This window comes from Streptomyces sp. NPDC079141, assembly GCF_040686775.1.
Taxonomy (GTDB): domain Bacteria; phylum Actinomycetota; class Actinomycetes; order Streptomycetales; family Streptomycetaceae; genus Streptomyces.
The window spans coordinates 43,034-58,394 of sequence record NZ_JBFBLP010000011.1 but is presented as its reverse complement, the minus strand read 5'-3'; the positions used below and the strand labels follow the sequence as shown (position 1 = coordinate 58,394).

Here is a 15,361-nt window from a genome sequence, read left to right as displayed (position 1 = left end):
AGGCGGCCGTCTGGGTGGTGCCCGGTCGCGCTTCATTCACCGACATGCATGAGTATGCAGTGCTCTGCATGATTCGTCAATCGAGGGTGCGGTGCGGGCGAATCCCCGCTCCCTTTGAACGCGGGAAACCGCTTTCCCGTATCTCTCGCCGAACGCAGGCGCCGCGTTTGTACACCGAAGACACCACAACACCCCCCGACCCGAGTGAGGCTTCCGCATGTCCAGGGCTCTTCCGAAGTACAACAAGCGCCGCGTCGCGATCATCGGCGGCGCCGCCGCGCTGGCGCTGTCCGGCGCGGTGATCGTCAACTCCGCACTCGCCGGGGAGTCCGCGAAGAGCAACGGCTCGGCCCGCACGCTGGCCGGCCCCGGCACGATCAGCTGCCCGGACGTCCGCTCCAAGCTGCCGGCGGTCCCGGCCTCCGCCAGGGCCGAGGTCGACCGCAACCTCACCCTCCTCAACACCCAGATCCAGGAAGCCAACCAACGACTCGTCAACACCGTCGGCCAGGGCGGACCCAACTTCGTCCAGAACGCAATCCTCGGCCCCCTCGCCAGCAAGCGCACCGCCACCATCGACCGCATCGCCATCTCCATCGGCCGCACGGCCGCCAAGCCCCAGGGCCTCAACTCCCTCGCCACCTGCACCCTCAACGCCACCGGGACCAACGCGGGCGGCGGCGCCAAGGCCACCCCCACCCCGGCAGCCGGCGGGAACACGGGCAATACCGGCAACGCGGGTGCGGTCGGCACGATCAGCTGCCCGGACGTCCGCTCCAAACTGCCGGCGGTCCCGGCCTCCGCCAGGGCCGAGGTCGACCGCAACCTCACCCTCCTCAACACCCAGATCCAGGAAGCCAACCAACGACTCGTCAACACCGTCGGCCAGGGCGGACCCAACTTCGTCCAGAACGCAATCCTCGGCCCCCTCGCCAGCAAGCGCACCGCCACCATCGACCGCATCGCCATCTCCATCGGCCGCACGGCGGCGAAGCCCCAGGGCCTGAACTCCCTCGCCACCTGCACCCTCGTCAAGTGACGTGACAGGCAGCCATGGCCGCCCCGCTGGCACGCCGGCCGGGGCGGCCGTGGCGTTCGCGCGCCCGGAATTCGTTAGACAGGCAAACGATCCTCGCCCATAATCGGTTGACGTGGGAAAAACTTATGAGCGCATAGACGGCAGGCTGCGGACCTTCATCGAGGAGCAGCCCCTCTTCTTCACCGCGACCGCTCCCCTGTCCGCCGACGGAACCGTCAACCTCTCCCCCAAGGGCCTCAAGGGCTCCTTCGCGATCCTCGACGAACTCACCCTGGCCTACCTCGACTTCGCCGGCTCCAACGCCGAGACCGTCGCGCATCTTCGGGAGAACGGCCGGATCACGCTCATGTGGTGCGCCTTCCAGGGCCCGCCCAACATCGTCCGCGTGCACGGCCGCGGCGAGCCGGTGTTCCGCGACGACCCGCGCTTCCCCGAACTCCTCGCCCGCTTCCCGGACATCGACCCGAGCCTGCACGGCCTGCGCGCGATCATCGTGGTGACGGCCGAGGTCATCCGCGACTCCTGCGGTTACGCGGTGCCCCTCATGACCTACGACGAGGACCGCGACCTGCACGGCAGGCGCTTCGCGCGCGAGGACGACGACTCGCTCAGCGCCTACTTCGCCAAGCGCTCCATCGCCACCAGCCTGGACGGCCTGCCCGGGGTGCCGCTGCCGCTCCCGCCGTCGGGTCGCTGAACACACCGCAGTTCTCGCACGTACCTCTGGGCCAAGGGACCACGCCCACCCTTGTCCGTCCCCGGAGGAACCGTGACCACCACGCTCGCAGGCGGCCGTGCCGCCCGCCGCCAGACGATGCGCCGCATCCGTCCGCGCCGCTCCCCGGCGACCCTGCTGCTGCTCGCCGTGTGGGCGGGCGCGGCCGGGGTGCTGTGGCTGTGGTGGCAGAACACCCCCGCCGTCACCGACACCACCAGCCGGATCATCAACGCGGGGCGGATCACCGGACTGCTGGCCGGCTATCTGATGGCGCTCGTGGTCCTCCAGATGGCCCGGGTGCCCGCCCTGGAACGCCGGGTGGGCTCCGACCGGGTCGCCCGCTGGCACGCGATGAGCGGCCGCTACACGCTCTGTCTGACCCTCGCCCACGTCTTCCTCATCATGTGGGGCTACGCCCTCCAGGCGGGCAAGGGTCTCGGCGACATCGTCCAGCAGACGATCGACTCGATCAACCAGCTGCCGGACATGGGCAAGGCGGCCATCGGCACCGGCCTGCTGTTCTTCATCGGACTGATCTCGATCGGCCCGATCCGCCGCAGGATCCCGTACGACACCTGGTACCACGTGCACCTGCTGACGTACGCGGCGGTCTTCCTGACGTTCTGGCACCAGATCACCACCGGCAACGACTTCGCCGTCGAACCGGCCGCGAAGACCGTCTGGTACGGGCTGTACGGCTCGGTCACCGCCCTGGTGGTCTGGTACCGCGTCATCACCCCGGTCCGGCTCAACCTGCGGCACCGGATGCGGGTCGAGGCGGTGTACGAGGAGACGCCGGGGATCGTGTCGGTGCTCATCCGCGGGCAGAAACTGCACCGGATGGGCGCGGAGGCCGGGCAGTTCTTCCGGTGGCGGTTCCTGGCGCCGGGCATGCGGTTCAGCTCCCACCCGTACTCGCTGTCGGCGGCACCGCGCCCCGACATGCTGCGGATCACCGTCAAGGCGATCGGCGACCACAGCGCCCGGCTGCGCGAGCTGGAGCCCGGCACCAAGGTGTGGGCGGAGGGCCCGTACGGCGCGCTGACCGCCCAGCGCCGCAGCCGCGGCAAGGTGCTGCTGGTGGCCGGCGGGGTCGGCATCACGCCGATGCGGGCGCTGTTCGAGACCCTGCCGGGCGCCTCCGGCGACATCACCCTCCTGTACCGGGCCAACAGCACCCAGGACCTGGCCCTGTGGGACGAGCTGGCCGCCATCGCCGACGAGCGGGGCGCACGGCTGATGTACGCCGTCAACAGCCCGGACGGCGAGCGCCCGGACATCTCCGCCGAGCGGCTGCGGGACAAGCTGCCGGACATCGACCAGCACGACGTCTTCCTGTGCGGGCCGCCCGGCTTCGCGCAGTCCGTCTACGAAGCACTGCGCGGCGCGGGAGTGCCCGCCCGCCGCATCCATCACGAGTCGTTCGAGATGTGAGCGACGGGACTTCAGGAGCTGTAGGAGCATGAGGAAGAGTCACCCCATCCGACGGGTCGTGCTGGCCGGCGCCGCCACCGTGTCCGGGATCGTGCTGCTGCTGTCGCTGAAGCCGGGCTCCGACCCGGCCTCCGCGTCGGCCGCGGGCGGTGCGGCCCCGCAGCAGACCGCGGCGGCCCAGGAGTCGGCCCAGGGCGGCAGCTCCGCCGAGCAGCCCGGGACGGTCACCGGGGACGCGGTGAAGACCCAGTACGGGACCGTCCAGGTCCGGCTGACCGTGAGCGACGGGAAGATCACCAAGGCGGAGACCGTGCAGGCGCCCAGCGGCGGGCGCAGCACCGAGGTCACCGCCATGGCCGTGCCGCGGCTGAACCGGGCGGCGCTGGGCACACAGAGCGCGGAGATCGACGCGGTGTCCGGGGCGACGTACACCAGCAGCGGCTACAAGGAGTCGTTGCAGTCGGCGCTGGACAAGATGGAGGCGGCCGGCGGTCAGGAATCGCAGGAGCCGGGCTCCGGGAGCGCCGAGGCCGCCGCCCGTACCGTCACCGGCAGCGTCGTGGACACCCAGTACGGGCCCGTGCAGGTCCGGATCACCGTCAGCGGCGGGAAGATCACCGAGGCGGAGGCCGTGCAGGCGCCCAGCGGCGGGCAGAGCACACAGATCAACGGCAACGCCGTACCGAAGCTCAACCAGGCCGCGGTGGCGGCCGGGAGCGCGGACATCGACGCGGTGTCCGGGGCCACGTACACCAGCAACGGCTACAAGCAGTCGTTGCAGTCGGCCCTGGACCAGGTCGGTGGCTGAGTCGGTGGCGGAGCCGGCGGAGGCTCCCGCCGCGGTGCGTCATGTGGAGGAGGTCATGGGGACCGTCTTCTCCTTCGACGTCCGCGGCGGGGATCCGGACGCGGTGGCGGCGGCGCTGGCGGAGGCGGTGGCGGGGCTGCACCGGGCCGACGAGGTGTTCAGCACGTACCGCGAGGACAGTCAGGTCTCCCGGCTGGTGCGCGGGGAGCTGACCGTCGAGGAGTGCGCTCCCGAGGTGGCGCGGGTGCTGGCGCTGGGCGCGGAGGCGGAGCGGGTCAGCGACGGCTGGTTCAGCACCTCGTACGAGGGCCGGCTCGATCCGACCGGGATCGTGAAGGGCTGGGCCGTGGAGCGGGCCGCGCGGCGGCTTGCGGAGGCCGGGGCGAGCGGGGTGAGCGTCAACGGGGGCGGGGACGTGCAGCTGCTCGGCGTGCCGGGGCCGGAGCGGCCCTGGCGGGTGGGGGTGGCGGATCCGCTGCGGCCGGGTGGGCTGGCGGCGGTGGTCTCGGCGGCGGGCGTGGACGAGCTGGCGGTGGCCACGTCCGGGACGGCGGAGCGGGGGGCGCATATCGTCGACCCGCGCACGGGGCACTCCGCCGTCACCGACCTGGTCGCCGTGACGGTCGTAGCCCCAGAGCTGACCTGGGCGGACTGCTGGGCGACGGCGGCCTTCGCGATGGGGTCGCGGGAGGGCTTGCGCTGGCTGGAGTCGCTGCCGGGTGTCGAGGCGCTGCTGATCACGGCGGGCGATGAGGTGCGGTGTACGGGGGGACTGGCGGCGCGGCTGGGCTGAGCGGGGGGGGTGGGTGCGCTCGCCGGCGCTGGCCGGGTGCCGCTGCGCCCACCCGTGCCGCCCCAGCGGCACGACTGCCCGCAGCTACGCGGGTGACATGGTGAAGCGGGGCACGGGTAGCGCCCCTTTAGGGGCGCGGGGAACTGCGCGACCAGCCCCCCACGCACCCGCACCCGCACCCGGCACAAACCCGCAACCGCCCCCTTCAGTGGCCGTTCTGAGCCAGCCGCAGCAAGTGCTCCGCCAGTGCCTGCCCGCCACTCGGATCCCGGCTGATCAGCAGCAACGTGTCGTCACCGGCGATCGTGCCGAGGATGTCGTGCAGCTCCGCCTGGTCGATCGCCGAGGCGAGGAACTGCGCCGCCCCCGGAGGGGTCCGCAGGACCACGAGGTTCGCCGACGCCTCCGCGGAGATCAGCAGCTCCTGCGAGAGGCGCCGCATGCGCTCTTCCTTCGCCGACTCCCCCAGCGGTGCCCGAGGGGTACGGAACCCCCCCTCGCTCGGCACCGCGTAGATCAGGTCGCCGTCGTTGTTGCGGATCTTCACCGCGTTCAGCTCGTCCAGATCCCGGGAGAGCGTCGCCTGCGTCACCGTCAGCCCGTCATCCGCCAGCAGCTTCGCCAACTGGCTCTGCGACCGCACCGGTTGCCGGTTGAGGATGTCCACGATCCGGCGGTGGCGTGCGGTGCGGGTCTGCGGCACGGCAGGCCCGTTCCCTGCGTGCTCGTGGTCCTGCGCCTGACTCATCGTCGTCTCATTCTCCGGATCATCCGTCCCCCTTGGCCACGTCCAGGACACCGGACAGCGCCCGGAGGAACGCGTCCACCTCGTCGTCGCCGAGATTCAGCGGCGGCATCAGCCGTACGACTTCGGGGGCGGGCGCGTTCACCAGGAGGCCGGCGTCCTGAGCCGCCTGCTGCACCTGGGCTGCGCGCGGCTCGGTGAGCACGATACCCAGGAGGAGGCCCGCGCCCCGGACGTGGGCGACGAGCGGGTGTCCGAGTGACTCGATCCCGTCGCGCAACTTCTCGCTCTGCTGCTTGACGTTCTCCAGCAACCCTTCGTTCGCAATCGTGTCGAGGACAGCGAGTCCGGCGGCGCAGGCGACCGGGTTGCCGCCGAAGGTCGTGCCGTGCTGGCCCGGCTGGAGCAGCTCGGCGGCCCGCCCGAAGGCGACCGTCGCGCCGAGCGGCAGCCCGCCGCCGAGGCCCTTGGCGAGTGTGACCACGTCGGGCAGGACACCCTCGTGGGCCTGGTACTCGAACCAGTGCCCGGTGCGGCCGATACCGGTCTGCACCTCGTCCAGGACGAGCAGCGAACCGGTCGCCGCGGTGATCGCGCGGGCGGCCTTCAGATAGCCGGGGGGCGGCACGACCACGCCGTTCTCGCCCTGGATCGGCTCGATGATCACCAGGGCCGTGTCCTCGGTGACCGCGGCGGCGAGCGCCTGCGCGTCGCCGTAGGGAACGTGCGTGACGTCGCCGGGCAGCGGCAGGAACGGGTCCTGCTTGCCGGGCTGGCCGGTCAGCGCGAGGGCGCCCATGGTGCGGCCGTGGAAGCCGCCCTGGGTGGCGACCATGTGGCTCCGCCCGGTCAGCCGGCCGATCTTGAAGGCGCCCTCGACGGCCTCCGCGCCGGAGTTGCAGAAGTACACCTTGCCGTCGCGGCCGAAGTGCTGGAGGAGCCGTTCGGCGAGGGCGACGGGCGGCTCGGCGATGAACAGGTTGGAGACATGACCGAGGGACGCGATCTGCCGGCTCACGGCCTCGACGACCGCCGGGTGCGCGTGGCCGAGGGCGTTGACCGCGATTCCGCCGACGAAGTCGAGGTACTCCTTGCCGTCGGCGTCCCACAGCTTGGTGCCCTCGCCGCGGACCAGGGGAAGCCGCGGGGTGCCGTAGTTGTTCATGAGCGCGCCCTGCCACCGGGCGGTGAGCTCCTGGTTGGTCATGACTCCCCCTGATCGAATCCGTCGGGCACGACCATGGTGCCGATGCCCGAGTCCGTGAAGATCTCCAGCAGGATCGAGTGCTGGACCCGGCCGTCGATGACCCGGGCGGTGTGCACCCCGTTGCGCACGGCGTGCAGACAGCCCTCCATCTTCGGCACCATGCCGGAGCTCAGCTCCGGCAGCAGCTTCTCCAGCTGGGAGGCGGTGAGGCGGCTGATCACCTCGTCGGAGTTGGGCCAGTCCTCGTAGAGGCCCTCGACGTCCGTGAGGACCATGAGGGTTTCGGCGCCGAGAGCAGCAGCGAGTGCCGCAGCCGCCGTATCAGCATTGACGTTGTAGACATGTCCGTCGTCCTGGCTGCGGGCGATCGACGAGACGACCGGGATGCGGCCGTCGGCGAGCAGGGCCTCGATCGCGCCCGTGTCGATCGCGGTGATCTCGCCCACCCGCCCGATGTCGACCGACTCGCCGTCGATCTCGGGCAGGTGCTTGGTGGCGGTGATGGTGTGCGCGTCCTCGCCGGTGAGGCCGACGGCCAGCGGGCCGTGCTGGTTGAGCAGCCCGACCAGCTCGCGCTGCACCTGCCCGGCCAGCACCATCCGTACGACGTCCATGGCGTCCTCGGTGGTGACGCGCAGGCCCGCCTTGAACTCGCTGACGATGCCGTGCTTGTCGAGGGCGGCGCTGATCTGCGGGCCGCCGCCGTGCACGACGACGGGCTTGAGACCGGCGTGGTGCAGGAAGACGACGTCCTGCGCGAACGCGGACTTCAGCTCCTCGTCGACCATGGCGTTGCCGCCGAACTTGATGACGACGGTCTTGCCGTTGTGCCGGACCAGCCAGGGCAGCGCCTCGATGAGGATCTGTGCCTTGGGGAGCGCGGTGTGCTTACGCGTAGTGCTCATGACGAGTAGGCGCTGTTCTCGTGGACGTAGTCGGCGGTCAGGTCGTTGGTCCAGATCGTGGCGGTCTCGGACCCGGCGGCGAGGTCGGCGACGATGTGCACCTCGCGGTAGCGCATGTCGACCTTGTCGCGGTCCTCGCCGACGCCGCCGTTCTTGCAGACCCAGACGCCGTTGATGGCGACGTTGAGGTGGTCCGGCTCGAAGGCGGCCTTGGTGGTGCCGATCGCGGAGAGCACGCGGCCCCAGTTGGGGTCCTCGCCGTGGATGGCGCACTTGAGGAGGTTGTTGCGGGCGATGGAGCGGCCCACCTCGACGGCGTCGTCCTCGGTCGCGGCGTTGATCACCTCGACCTTGATGTCCTTGCTGGCGCCTTCGGCGTCCCGGATGAGCTGCTGGCCGAGGTCGTCACAGACGGCCCGTACGGCCTCGGCGAACTCGTCGTACTCCGGGGTGACTTCGGCGGCGCCGGAGGCGAGCAGCAGCACGGTGTCGTTGGTGGACATGCAGCCGTCGGAGTCGACGCGGTCGAAGGTGGTCCGGGTGGCGGCCCGCAGCGCCCTGTCCAGGGTCGCGCTGTCGAGCTCGGCGTCGGTGGTGAGCACGACCAGCATCGTGGCCAGGCCCGGCGCGAGCATGCCCGCGCCCTTGGCCATGCCGCCGACGGTCCAGCCGTCCTTGGTGACGACGGACGTCTTGTGGACGGTGTCGGTGGTCTTGATGGCGATGGCGGCCTTCTCGCCGCCGTGCGGGCTGAGTTGGGCGACCGCCTTGTCCACGCCGCGCAGCAGCTTGTCCATCGGCAGCAGCACACCGATCAGACCCGTGGAGCAGACAGCGACCATGCCCGCGGCGTGGCCACCCGTCTCGTCGTATCCGGCGGTGTTGAGCGACTCCGCGACCTTCTCCGCGGTGGCGTGCGTGTCCTGGAAGCCCTTGGGTCCCGTACACGCGTTGGCGCCGCCGGAGTTGAGGACGACGGCGGTCAGCTCGCCGCTCTTCAGCACCTGCTCCGACCACAGCACCGGCGCGGCCTTCACACGGTTGGAGGTGAAGACGCCCGCGGCGGCGCGGCGGGGCCCGGTGTTGACCACGAGGGCCAGGTCCGGGTTGCCGTTCTCCTTGATCCCGGCGGCGATGCCCGCCGCCGTGAATCCCTTGGCTGCCGTGACACTCACGGTGCGACTCCGATCGTGGAAAGTCCCGTGGACTCGTCGAGTCCGAGGGCAATGTTCATGCTCTGCACGGCACCGCCCGCGGTGCCCTTGGTCAGGTTGTCGATGGCGCTGATGGCGATGATGCGGCCCGCCGCCTCGTCGTACGCGACCTGCACCTGAACGGCGTTGGAACCGTAGACGGACGCCGTGGCGGGCCACTGTCCCGCCGGGAGGAGGTGGACGAAGGGCTCGTCGGCGAGGGCCTTCTCGTAGGCCTCCCGTACGGCCGCGGCGGTGACGCCGGGCTTGGCCTTCGCGGTGCAGGTGGCGAGGATGCCGCGGGGCATCGGCGCGAGGGTCGGCGTGAAGGAGACGGAGACCCGCTCCCCCGCGGCCGCGCTGAGGTTCTGGATCATCTCGGGCGTGTGCCGGTGGCCGCCGCCGACGCCGTACGGCGTCATGGAGCCCATGACCTCGCTGCCCAGCAGATGGGCCTTGGGCGCCTTGCCCGCGCCGGAGGTGCCGGAGGCGGCGACGATCACGGCCTCGGGCTCGGCGAGCTGTGCCGCGTACGCCGGGAAGAGGGCGAGGGAGACGGCGGTCGGGTAGCAGCCGGGCACCGCGATGCGCTTGGACCCCTCCAGCGCGGCGCGGGCACCCGGCAGTTCGGGCAGGCCGTAGGGCCAGGTGCCGGCGTGCGGGGAGCCGTAGAAGGTCTCCCAGTCGGCCGGGTTCTTGAGGCGGAAGTCGGCCCCCATGTCGACGACGAGCACGTCCGGGCCGAGCTGCTCGGCGACGGCGGCGGACTGCCCGTGCGGCAGCGCGAGGAAGACGACGTCGTGCCCGGCGAGGACCTCGGGGGTCGTCTCCTGAAGCACCCGGTCGGCCAGCGGCAGCAGGTGCGGCTGGAGCGCGCCGAGCCGCTGTCCGGCGTTGGAGTTGCCGGTCAGGGCACCGATCTCGACCTGGGGGTGGGCCAGCAGCAGGCGCAGGAGCTCCCCGCCCGCATATCCGCTCGCTCCGGCCACCGCCGCGCTTACCGCCATGGAAACCTCCTCGTGATGGCATGACTATACGTTTCGATGCACGTTTATGCAATCCAGTGATCGACCCTCTCGATCATGGCTGTGACTGAGCACTTCAGGTGGCGGGTGAGCGGCTGACTTGGCGGGGCTGAGTGTTCGAGTTGGCGAGGAGCGCTCCAGCCTCAACCTTTTCGGCCAGGTCGTCGGTCGAATGCAACGTTCGTGCCAGTCCTGTTCCAGGAAGGCCGGGACGTGGGGGGGCGCGAACCCTGGACCTCGGGGCATGCACCGGTCGACAGTGGCCGGGGTGGCGTTGACCAGCGGCTCCAAGATCTCGCGCAGTTGCTGTGAGCAGGTGTGTTCATGGCGCTTGCGGAAGCGGAACCAGGACATGCGGCTGTCGTGGGTGTCGAAGGATGCCTCGAACAGACTCATGATCCGCTGTCGGGAGTTCGTGGCGAACAGCAGAGAGTCTGCGACGTTGATCAGCGCGCCGCAGACCATGGCGTCGGCCGGCGCGGTGTTCATCAGGTTGACCCGGTGGCGCCTGTCGGAGGGAGGCTCCCTGTTCGCCTGAAAGTACCCGTTAACACGAAGATCGTGCGGTGGCCGCGGACCACAGCGTTGACCCTGCCCGCCGGCGGGTGTTGTTCGACCAGGTCATGGCGTATCGCCGGGCGGTTCGGCCGAGTTGAGCCTCGTGCGACCGCCCGCGCCTACGCGCTGGGACTACTGTCGGCCACCGAGCGGAATAACTGCTGGCAACTGGCCGAACAGGCCGGTCACGCCCGGCCGGGGCCGATGCAGCGCCTGCTGCGCTATGCCCGCTGGGATGCTGACGCCCTCCGTGAAGATGTCCGCGCCTACCTTGTCGACCACCTCGGCGACGACGGCGTTCTCATCGTGGACGAGACCGGCTTCGTGAAGAAAGGCAGCATGCCGGCGGGGGTGCAACGCCAGTACAGAGGCACAGCCGGCCGGATCGAGAACTCCCGGGTCGGCGTATGCCTCGCCTACGCCACTGAGCGGGGACGCGCGCTGATCGACCGACGGCTGCCCTACCTGCCCGAGCGGTCCTGGTGCTCCGATCCCGAGCGCCGCAACGCTGCCGGGGTGCTCGAGGACCTGCCTTCGCAACCAAGCCCCGGCTGGCCGAGGAGATGATCGTCGCCACCTTGGACGCCGAAGTGACCGCATCGCGGGTGACCGGCGACGAAGCCTACGGCCAGGACCCGCAGTTACGCGCACGCCTGGAGCGGATCGGAATCGGCGTGACGGCATGCCCGCACCCGGCAACGGTCCGAGCAGTACACAGCCGCCCTCGACCGCTCCACCCCACCGTCCACGACCTGCCACATACCGGGCACTCGCTTGCTCGCCACGCTGCGTCGCGATGACTCGCTCACGGGTCTGCTGACGTCTCCGCCACTGCCTGGACCTGCACCGACCCGAACAAAACCGTGCCTCCGCCGGCATCGTCTGCGGCAGCTGACCACCGCACTCCTGGCAATACCGCCGAGCCGCCCTGTCAGCCCGCACAACCCGGATGATCCAGTCGTGCACACCGCACGGCCAGGGATCAGAAACACCTGCTGAACCGACGACCGTCACGTGGAGCCAGAGGCAGGCTCTGGCGGCGTCCGAAGCCCGCGAGGGTGATCCGGGTCAAGGACAGAACTTACGCGTTCGCGTCGCGGAGCGTGCGCAGGATTCGCTCAAGGTGGCGGCGGTCCTCGGCTGAGAGTGGTCCGGCGATGTGGTTGCGCAGGTGGGAGACGTGGGCGGTCAGTGCGTGGTCGAGCGCCTGTCCGCCCTTGTCGGTCAGTACGGCGAGTGCGGCTCGTCGGTCGGCGGGATCGGGGTCGCGGCGGATGAGTCCTTCCTTTTCCATGCGGTCGGCGAGTCGGGTGAAGCCGCCCGAGCTGAAGGACACGGCCTCCGCCAGGTCCGTCATGCGGAGCTGGTGGCCGGGGGTACGGCCCAGTCGCAGCAGCACTTCGAACCAGGTGTGCGGTATATCGAGATCGCGGTTCACCAGGGGCTTTATGCGGCTGTAGGCCTCCACGAAGAGACCGAAGAGTGTCACGTCGTCGTCGTTCAGCAGTTGCTCGTTCACTCCTCAAGGATGACAGAAGGACATGAGTGGAAGAATCTGTCGTTGCAATATCTGTTGTAGCAGATATATTGTCTGCGTCGGCAGATACTTCGCCGTGTCCACCCCACAGATGTGGAGTCCGCCCCATGAGAAAGCGCGTCCTGGCTGCCTTCGGCGTCGTAGCTCCCATGGACGGCCTCCTCGCGGCCGGCCTGTCTGCGGCGGACGCCGCCACCTCCTCCACCGCCGAACACCGGTCGGCTGGAACACGGTCCACCCGCAGATCAAGGAGCTCACCGACACTTACCGCTTCGACTACCTGAAGAAGCCGCTCGCCCAGCACCCCCTGCTCGACACGGGCTGCCCACCTCGACCCGGTTCACGTCGTACACCTCGCCGCGAGGCGATTTCCCCGACCATCACCCTTCACCCGAGGAAGCACGCATGAGCACTCTCTCCTTCAAAGTCCTCGATCTCGACTTCCCGGCCGGCAGCAAGAACAAGACGGCCACCCTCGTCACCGGCGAGAACGAAGCACTGCTGGTGGACGCCGCCTTCACCCGCGCCGACGGCCACCGCCTGGTCGCCGAGATCCTCGACTCCGGCAAGACGCTGACCACCGTCTTCGTCTCCCACGGCGACCCCGACTTCTACTTCGGCGCCGAAGTCGTTGCCGACGCCTTCCCCGAGGCGAGGTTCGTCGCCACACCGATCGTCATCGAGCACATCAAGCACTCCTACGAGGGCAAGCTCAAGGCCTGGGCGGCGCTCGGCCCGAACCTGCCCACCCGCCTGGTCGACCTGGAGCCGCTGACCGGCGACCTCACCCTGGAGGGCCACCGCTTCGAGCTCAGGGGCGGCCCGGCCGGCCTGCCCGACCGCCACTACCTCTGGCAGCCCGAGCACCGCGCCCTGCTCGGCGGCGTCCTGCTCTTCCAGCAGGAGCACGTCTGGGTCGCCGACACCCCCACCCCCGGCGACCGCGCCGCCTGGATCGACCTGCTCGACGAGATGGCCGCCCTCGACCCGGAACTGGTCGTCCCCGGCCACCGCCTTCCCGGCACCGCGGCCGACGGCTCCGCCATCACCGCCACCCGCGACTACCTGATCGCCTTCGAGGAGGAGCTGGGCAGGGCAGCCGACGGTGCCGCGTTGAACGACGCCCTCGTCAAGCGCTTCCCGGACAACGGCATGCTGATCGCCGCGCAGATCGGTTCGAAGGTCGCCAAGGGCGAGATGAAGTGGGGCTGACCATGAGCGAGTTCGCCACCTCGACCGCGTCCGCCGACGTCGTACGCCGCCAGTACCTGGCCTCGGCCGCTGGCGACCTGGACGCCCTGCGCGCCACGCTCGCCCCCGACGTGGAGTGGACGGAGATGGCCGGCTTCCCGCTCGCCGGCACCTATCGCACCCCCGAGGGCGTCACCTCGAACGTCATGGAGAAGCTCGGCCAGGACTGGGACGGCTGGGCCGCCCACGACGACACCTACGTCGTCGACGGCGAGAACGTCGTCGTCCTCGCCCGCTACACCGCCGTCAACAAGGCCACGAGCAAGCCGATCGACGTCCGCGTCGCTCACCACTTTGTCGTACGCGGCGGCCTGATCGTCCGCTTCGAGCAGTTCGTGGACACGGCGCTCGTCCGCGACGCCATGACCGACTGAGCCGTACCGCACCCATCACCCCAGGCACGAGACGCGTATGTCCGCCGCGGACAACAAGGCGCTCGTGATCGCCTTCTACGAGCAGGCCTTCAACGACCACCAGCCCGAGGCCGCCGCCACCGCGCACCTCGGCGAGAGCGTCGTCACCCACAGCAGTCTCCACGGAAAGATCGTCGAGCACTGGGACGTGATCCAGGAGGTACCGGAGAAGAGCGCCAACGACAACACCATGTTCTGACGTCCGTCCGGCAGAGCACATCACTCGCGCACCACACGGGTGGTGTGCTGCACCAAGGCGGAGTTCAACCGACCGATTGAACTCAGGTTCCACCTTCTTGAGCGCCTTCCATCCCCCTGGATGACGCGCAACCGGGTCCGCCCGCAGGCGAATGAGTAACGCCCTCGGTGCGAGCCCTGTCCCCCACCCCCCAAAGGAAGGTTTCATCGGCATGTCCATCCTCCCCAGCAGGCGACGTATCCTGGCGACAGGTGCTGGTGCCGCCCTCGGCGCCGGAGTGTTCGGCGCCTCAACAGCCTCAGCCTCTGCCGCGGTGTCCCCGCACTCGGCCGGCCCCGAGGAGACCCGGTCGCTCGACGAGCTCTACCAAGCCGCCCTCGCGGAGGGCGGAAAGCTCGTGATCTACGCGGGTGGTGACGTCTCGACGCAGGCGGACGGCCTTCGCACCGGCTTCAAGAACCGCTTTCCCGAAATCGATCTGACGGTTGTCGTCGACTACAGCAAGTACCACGACGTCCGGGTGGACAACCAGTTCGCCACCGACACCCTCATACCCGATGTCGTACAGCTGCAGACCGTCCAGGACTTCGTGCGCTGGAAGGAGCAAGGGCGTCTGCTCGCTTACAAGCCGGCCGGATTCTCGCAGGTGTACGCCCCCTTCAAGGACCCGCATGGCGCCTGGGTCGCCGTGCAGGTGAGTGCCTTCAGCTTCATGTACGGTCCGGCGGCGGTCGGTTCGGACGTGCCCACGAGCCCGCTCGACCTCGTCGACGCCAAGTGGAAGGGGCGGATCGCCTCCTCCTATCCGCACGACGACGACGCGGTCCTCTACCTCTACGCGCTCTATGTGCAGAAGTACGGATGGGACTGGCTGGCACGACTGGCCGCCCAGGACCTGCAGTTCGCCCGCGGCAGCTTCAGCCCCAGGGAGGCCGTCACCAATGGACAGAAGGCCATCGGCATCGGTGGCTCCGGCGCGCCCCTGGCCTCGGGGCCAGTCAAGTGGGTGCTCCCTGACGGGGCGACGCCGTTCATGTCCTGGGGGCAGCGGGCCGCGATCCTGAAGCAGGCCAAGAACTCCACTGCTGCCAAGCTCTACCTCAACTGGCGGTTGTCCACCGGAGAACAGCAGGCCGCCACCAACGGCTGGTCGGTCCGCACGGACGTCACTCCGCCCACGGGCCTGAAGCCCGTCTGGCAGTACCCGAACGGGAACCTCGACGGGTTCCCCCGCTTCATGGCCGACCGCGCCGCGATCGAGCGCTGGAAGCAGACGTTCGCTCTCTACTTCGGAGAGGTCGAGGGAGACCCGACGCCGGGCTCGCTCGGACTGCATCCGGGCGCCTGACCGCCGACCGGTGCCGCCGGCCCCGCACTCCCCGCGCGATGGGCCGGCGGTCCGGCAGTTCCTGGCCGTCATACAGGCGACGGACAGAATCAGCGACTCCGGCCCTGTCGATGCTCCTGCCCAGCACCCCAGTGCGGTCTCATGATCTATCTGGTGAGTTCGTCGGCGGATCTTCGTCGGTGGTGACA

16 protein-coding genes and 1 pseudogene are annotated in these 15,361 nt (G+C 69.7%); 10 read left to right on the top strand and 7 right to left on the bottom strand.

What is annotated here, in order from left to right; translation table 11 throughout:
* The first annotated feature begins 217 nt into the window (after positions 1-217).
* From AB0Q90_RS26940 to AB0Q90_RS26920, 5 genes are all read left to right on the top strand, one after another.
* Positions 218-1,039 carry a hypothetical protein gene (locus tag AB0Q90_RS26940; protein WP_363160739.1) on the top strand — a complete coding sequence of 274 codons (822 nt, stop codon included), beginning with the start codon at positions 218-220 and terminating at the stop codon, positions 1,037-1,039.
* A 112-nt stretch (positions 1,040-1,151) separates the two neighbouring features.
* The gene (locus AB0Q90_RS26935; protein WP_363160740.1) at positions 1,152-1,736 is read left to right on the top strand and encodes a pyridoxamine 5'-phosphate oxidase family protein; all 585 of its coding nucleotides are present in this window, start codon (positions 1,152-1,154) and stop codon (positions 1,734-1,736) included.
* Between the two features lie 72 nt (positions 1,737-1,808).
* Positions 1,809-3,191 carry a ferredoxin reductase family protein gene (locus AB0Q90_RS26930; protein ID WP_363160741.1) on the top strand — a complete coding sequence of 461 codons (1,383 nt, stop codon included), beginning with the start codon at positions 1,809-1,811 and terminating at the stop codon, positions 3,189-3,191.
* A gap of 28 nt (positions 3,192-3,219) precedes the next feature.
* The gene (locus tag AB0Q90_RS26925) at positions 3,220-3,999 is read left to right on the top strand and encodes an FMN-binding protein (protein ID WP_363160742.1); all 780 of its coding nucleotides are present in this window, start codon (positions 3,220-3,222) and stop codon (positions 3,997-3,999) included.
* A gap of 4 nt (positions 4,000-4,003) precedes the next feature.
* A complete protein-coding gene (locus AB0Q90_RS26920; protein WP_363160919.1) occupies positions 4,004-4,792 on the top strand; it encodes an FAD:protein FMN transferase in 789 nt (262 codons plus the stop codon).
* Between the two features lie 205 nt (positions 4,793-4,997).
* Here the strand turns inward: AB0Q90_RS26920 and AB0Q90_RS26915 are convergent, their stop codons facing one another.
* From AB0Q90_RS26915 to AB0Q90_RS26890, 6 genes are read right to left on the bottom strand one after another with little or no spacing between them, the layout of a single operon-like run.
* Positions 4,998-5,540 carry an arginine repressor gene (locus AB0Q90_RS26915; protein ID WP_188287008.1) on the bottom strand — a complete coding sequence of 181 codons (543 nt, stop codon included), beginning with the start codon at positions 5,538-5,540 and terminating at the stop codon, positions 4,998-5,000.
* A 19-nt stretch (positions 5,541-5,559) separates the two neighbouring features.
* A complete protein-coding gene (locus AB0Q90_RS26910) occupies positions 5,560-6,744 on the bottom strand; it encodes an acetylornithine transaminase (RefSeq protein WP_363160743.1) in 1,185 nt (394 codons plus the stop codon).
* The gene (gene argB / locus AB0Q90_RS26905) at positions 6,741-7,649 is read right to left on the bottom strand and encodes an acetylglutamate kinase (RefSeq protein ID WP_363160744.1); all 909 of its coding nucleotides are present in this window, start codon (positions 7,647-7,649) and stop codon (positions 6,741-6,743) included. Before argB ends, AB0Q90_RS26910 begins: the two co-directional genes overlap by 4 nt.
* Entirely contained in the window at positions 7,646-8,824 is a 1,179-nt protein-coding gene (argJ, locus tag AB0Q90_RS26900; RefSeq protein WP_363160745.1) for a bifunctional glutamate N-acetyltransferase/amino-acid acetyltransferase ArgJ, read from the bottom strand. Before argJ ends, argB begins: the two co-directional genes overlap by 4 nt.
* The gene (gene argC, locus AB0Q90_RS26895) at positions 8,821-9,849 is read right to left on the bottom strand and encodes an N-acetyl-gamma-glutamyl-phosphate reductase (RefSeq protein ID WP_363160746.1); all 1,029 of its coding nucleotides are present in this window, start codon (positions 9,847-9,849) and stop codon (positions 8,821-8,823) included. Before argC ends, argJ begins: the two co-directional genes overlap by 4 nt.
* Positions 9,850-9,873: 24 nt before the next feature.
* Complete coding sequence (locus AB0Q90_RS26890) at positions 9,874-10,356, bottom strand: hypothetical protein (RefSeq protein WP_363160747.1); 483 nt, start codon at positions 10,354-10,356, stop codon at positions 9,874-9,876.
* Between the two features lie 96 nt (positions 10,357-10,452).
* On the opposite strand from AB0Q90_RS26890, the pseudogene AB0Q90_RS26885 reads away from it, so the two are divergent.
* A pseudogene (locus AB0Q90_RS26885) lies at positions 10,453-11,057 on the top strand (IS701 family transposase); the annotation flags it as partial.
* 449 nt (positions 11,058-11,506) lie between these two features.
* Here AB0Q90_RS26885 and AB0Q90_RS26880 read toward each other — a convergent pair.
* A complete protein-coding gene (locus AB0Q90_RS26880) occupies positions 11,507-11,944 on the bottom strand; it encodes a MarR family transcriptional regulator (protein ID WP_363160748.1) in 438 nt (145 codons plus the stop codon).
* A gap of 423 nt (positions 11,945-12,367) precedes the next feature.
* Between AB0Q90_RS26880 and AB0Q90_RS26875 the strand changes: the two genes are divergently transcribed.
* From AB0Q90_RS26875 to AB0Q90_RS26860, 4 genes are all read left to right on the top strand, one after another.
* Positions 12,368-13,174, top strand: a complete 807-nt coding sequence (locus AB0Q90_RS26875) for an MBL fold metallo-hydrolase (RefSeq protein WP_363160749.1) — start codon at positions 12,368-12,370, stop codon at positions 13,172-13,174.
* A gap of 2 nt (positions 13,175-13,176) precedes the next feature.
* On the top strand, positions 13,177-13,587 hold the full coding sequence (locus tag AB0Q90_RS26870; protein ID WP_363160750.1) for a nuclear transport factor 2 family protein: 411 nt from the start codon (positions 13,177-13,179) through the stop codon (positions 13,585-13,587).
* A gap of 37 nt (positions 13,588-13,624) precedes the next feature.
* On the top strand, positions 13,625-13,825 hold the full coding sequence (locus AB0Q90_RS26865) for a hypothetical protein (protein WP_363160751.1): 201 nt from the start codon (positions 13,625-13,627) through the stop codon (positions 13,823-13,825).
* 211 nt (positions 13,826-14,036) lie between these two features.
* Positions 14,037-15,173: an ABC transporter substrate-binding protein gene (locus tag AB0Q90_RS26860; protein ID WP_363160752.1), complete on the top strand. Its 1,137-nt coding sequence runs from the start codon at positions 14,037-14,039 to the stop codon at positions 15,171-15,173.
* The last annotated feature ends 188 nt before the right edge of the window (positions 15,174-15,361 follow it).

Bases quoted from the DNA above. Each gene is read 5' to 3' on its own strand.
- AB0Q90_RS26915 (WP_188287008.1), bottom strand. From the start codon at position 5,540: ATGAGTCAGGCGCAGGACCACGAGCACGCAGGGAACGGGCCTGCCGTG.
- AB0Q90_RS26875 (WP_363160749.1), top strand. From the start codon at position 12,368: ATGAGCACTCTCTCCTTCAAAGTCCTCGATCTCGACTTCCCGGCCGGC.
- AB0Q90_RS26890 (WP_363160747.1), bottom strand. From the start codon at position 10,356: ATGAACACCGCGCCGGCCGACGCCATGGTCTGCGGCGCGCTGATCAAC.
- AB0Q90_RS26910 (WP_363160743.1), bottom strand. From the start codon at position 6,744: ATGACCAACCAGGAGCTCACCGCCCGGTGGCAGGGCGCGCTCATGAAC.
- AB0Q90_RS26860 (WP_363160752.1), top strand. From the start codon at position 14,037: ATGTCCATCCTCCCCAGCAGGCGACGTATCCTGGCGACAGGTGCTGGT.
- AB0Q90_RS26870 (WP_363160750.1), top strand. From the start codon at position 13,177: ATGAGCGAGTTCGCCACCTCGACCGCGTCCGCCGACGTCGTACGCCGC.
- AB0Q90_RS26865 (WP_363160751.1), top strand. From the start codon at position 13,625: ATGTCCGCCGCGGACAACAAGGCGCTCGTGATCGCCTTCTACGAGCAG.
- AB0Q90_RS26925 (WP_363160742.1), top strand. From the start codon at position 3,220: ATGAGGAAGAGTCACCCCATCCGACGGGTCGTGCTGGCCGGCGCCGCC.
- AB0Q90_RS26940 (WP_363160739.1), top strand. From the start codon at position 218: ATGTCCAGGGCTCTTCCGAAGTACAACAAGCGCCGCGTCGCGATCATC.
- argB (WP_363160744.1), bottom strand. From the start codon at position 7,649: ATGAGCACTACGCGTAAGCACACCGCGCTCCCCAAGGCACAGATCCTC.
- argC (WP_363160746.1), bottom strand. From the start codon at position 9,849: ATGGCGGTAAGCGCGGCGGTGGCCGGAGCGAGCGGATATGCGGGCGGG.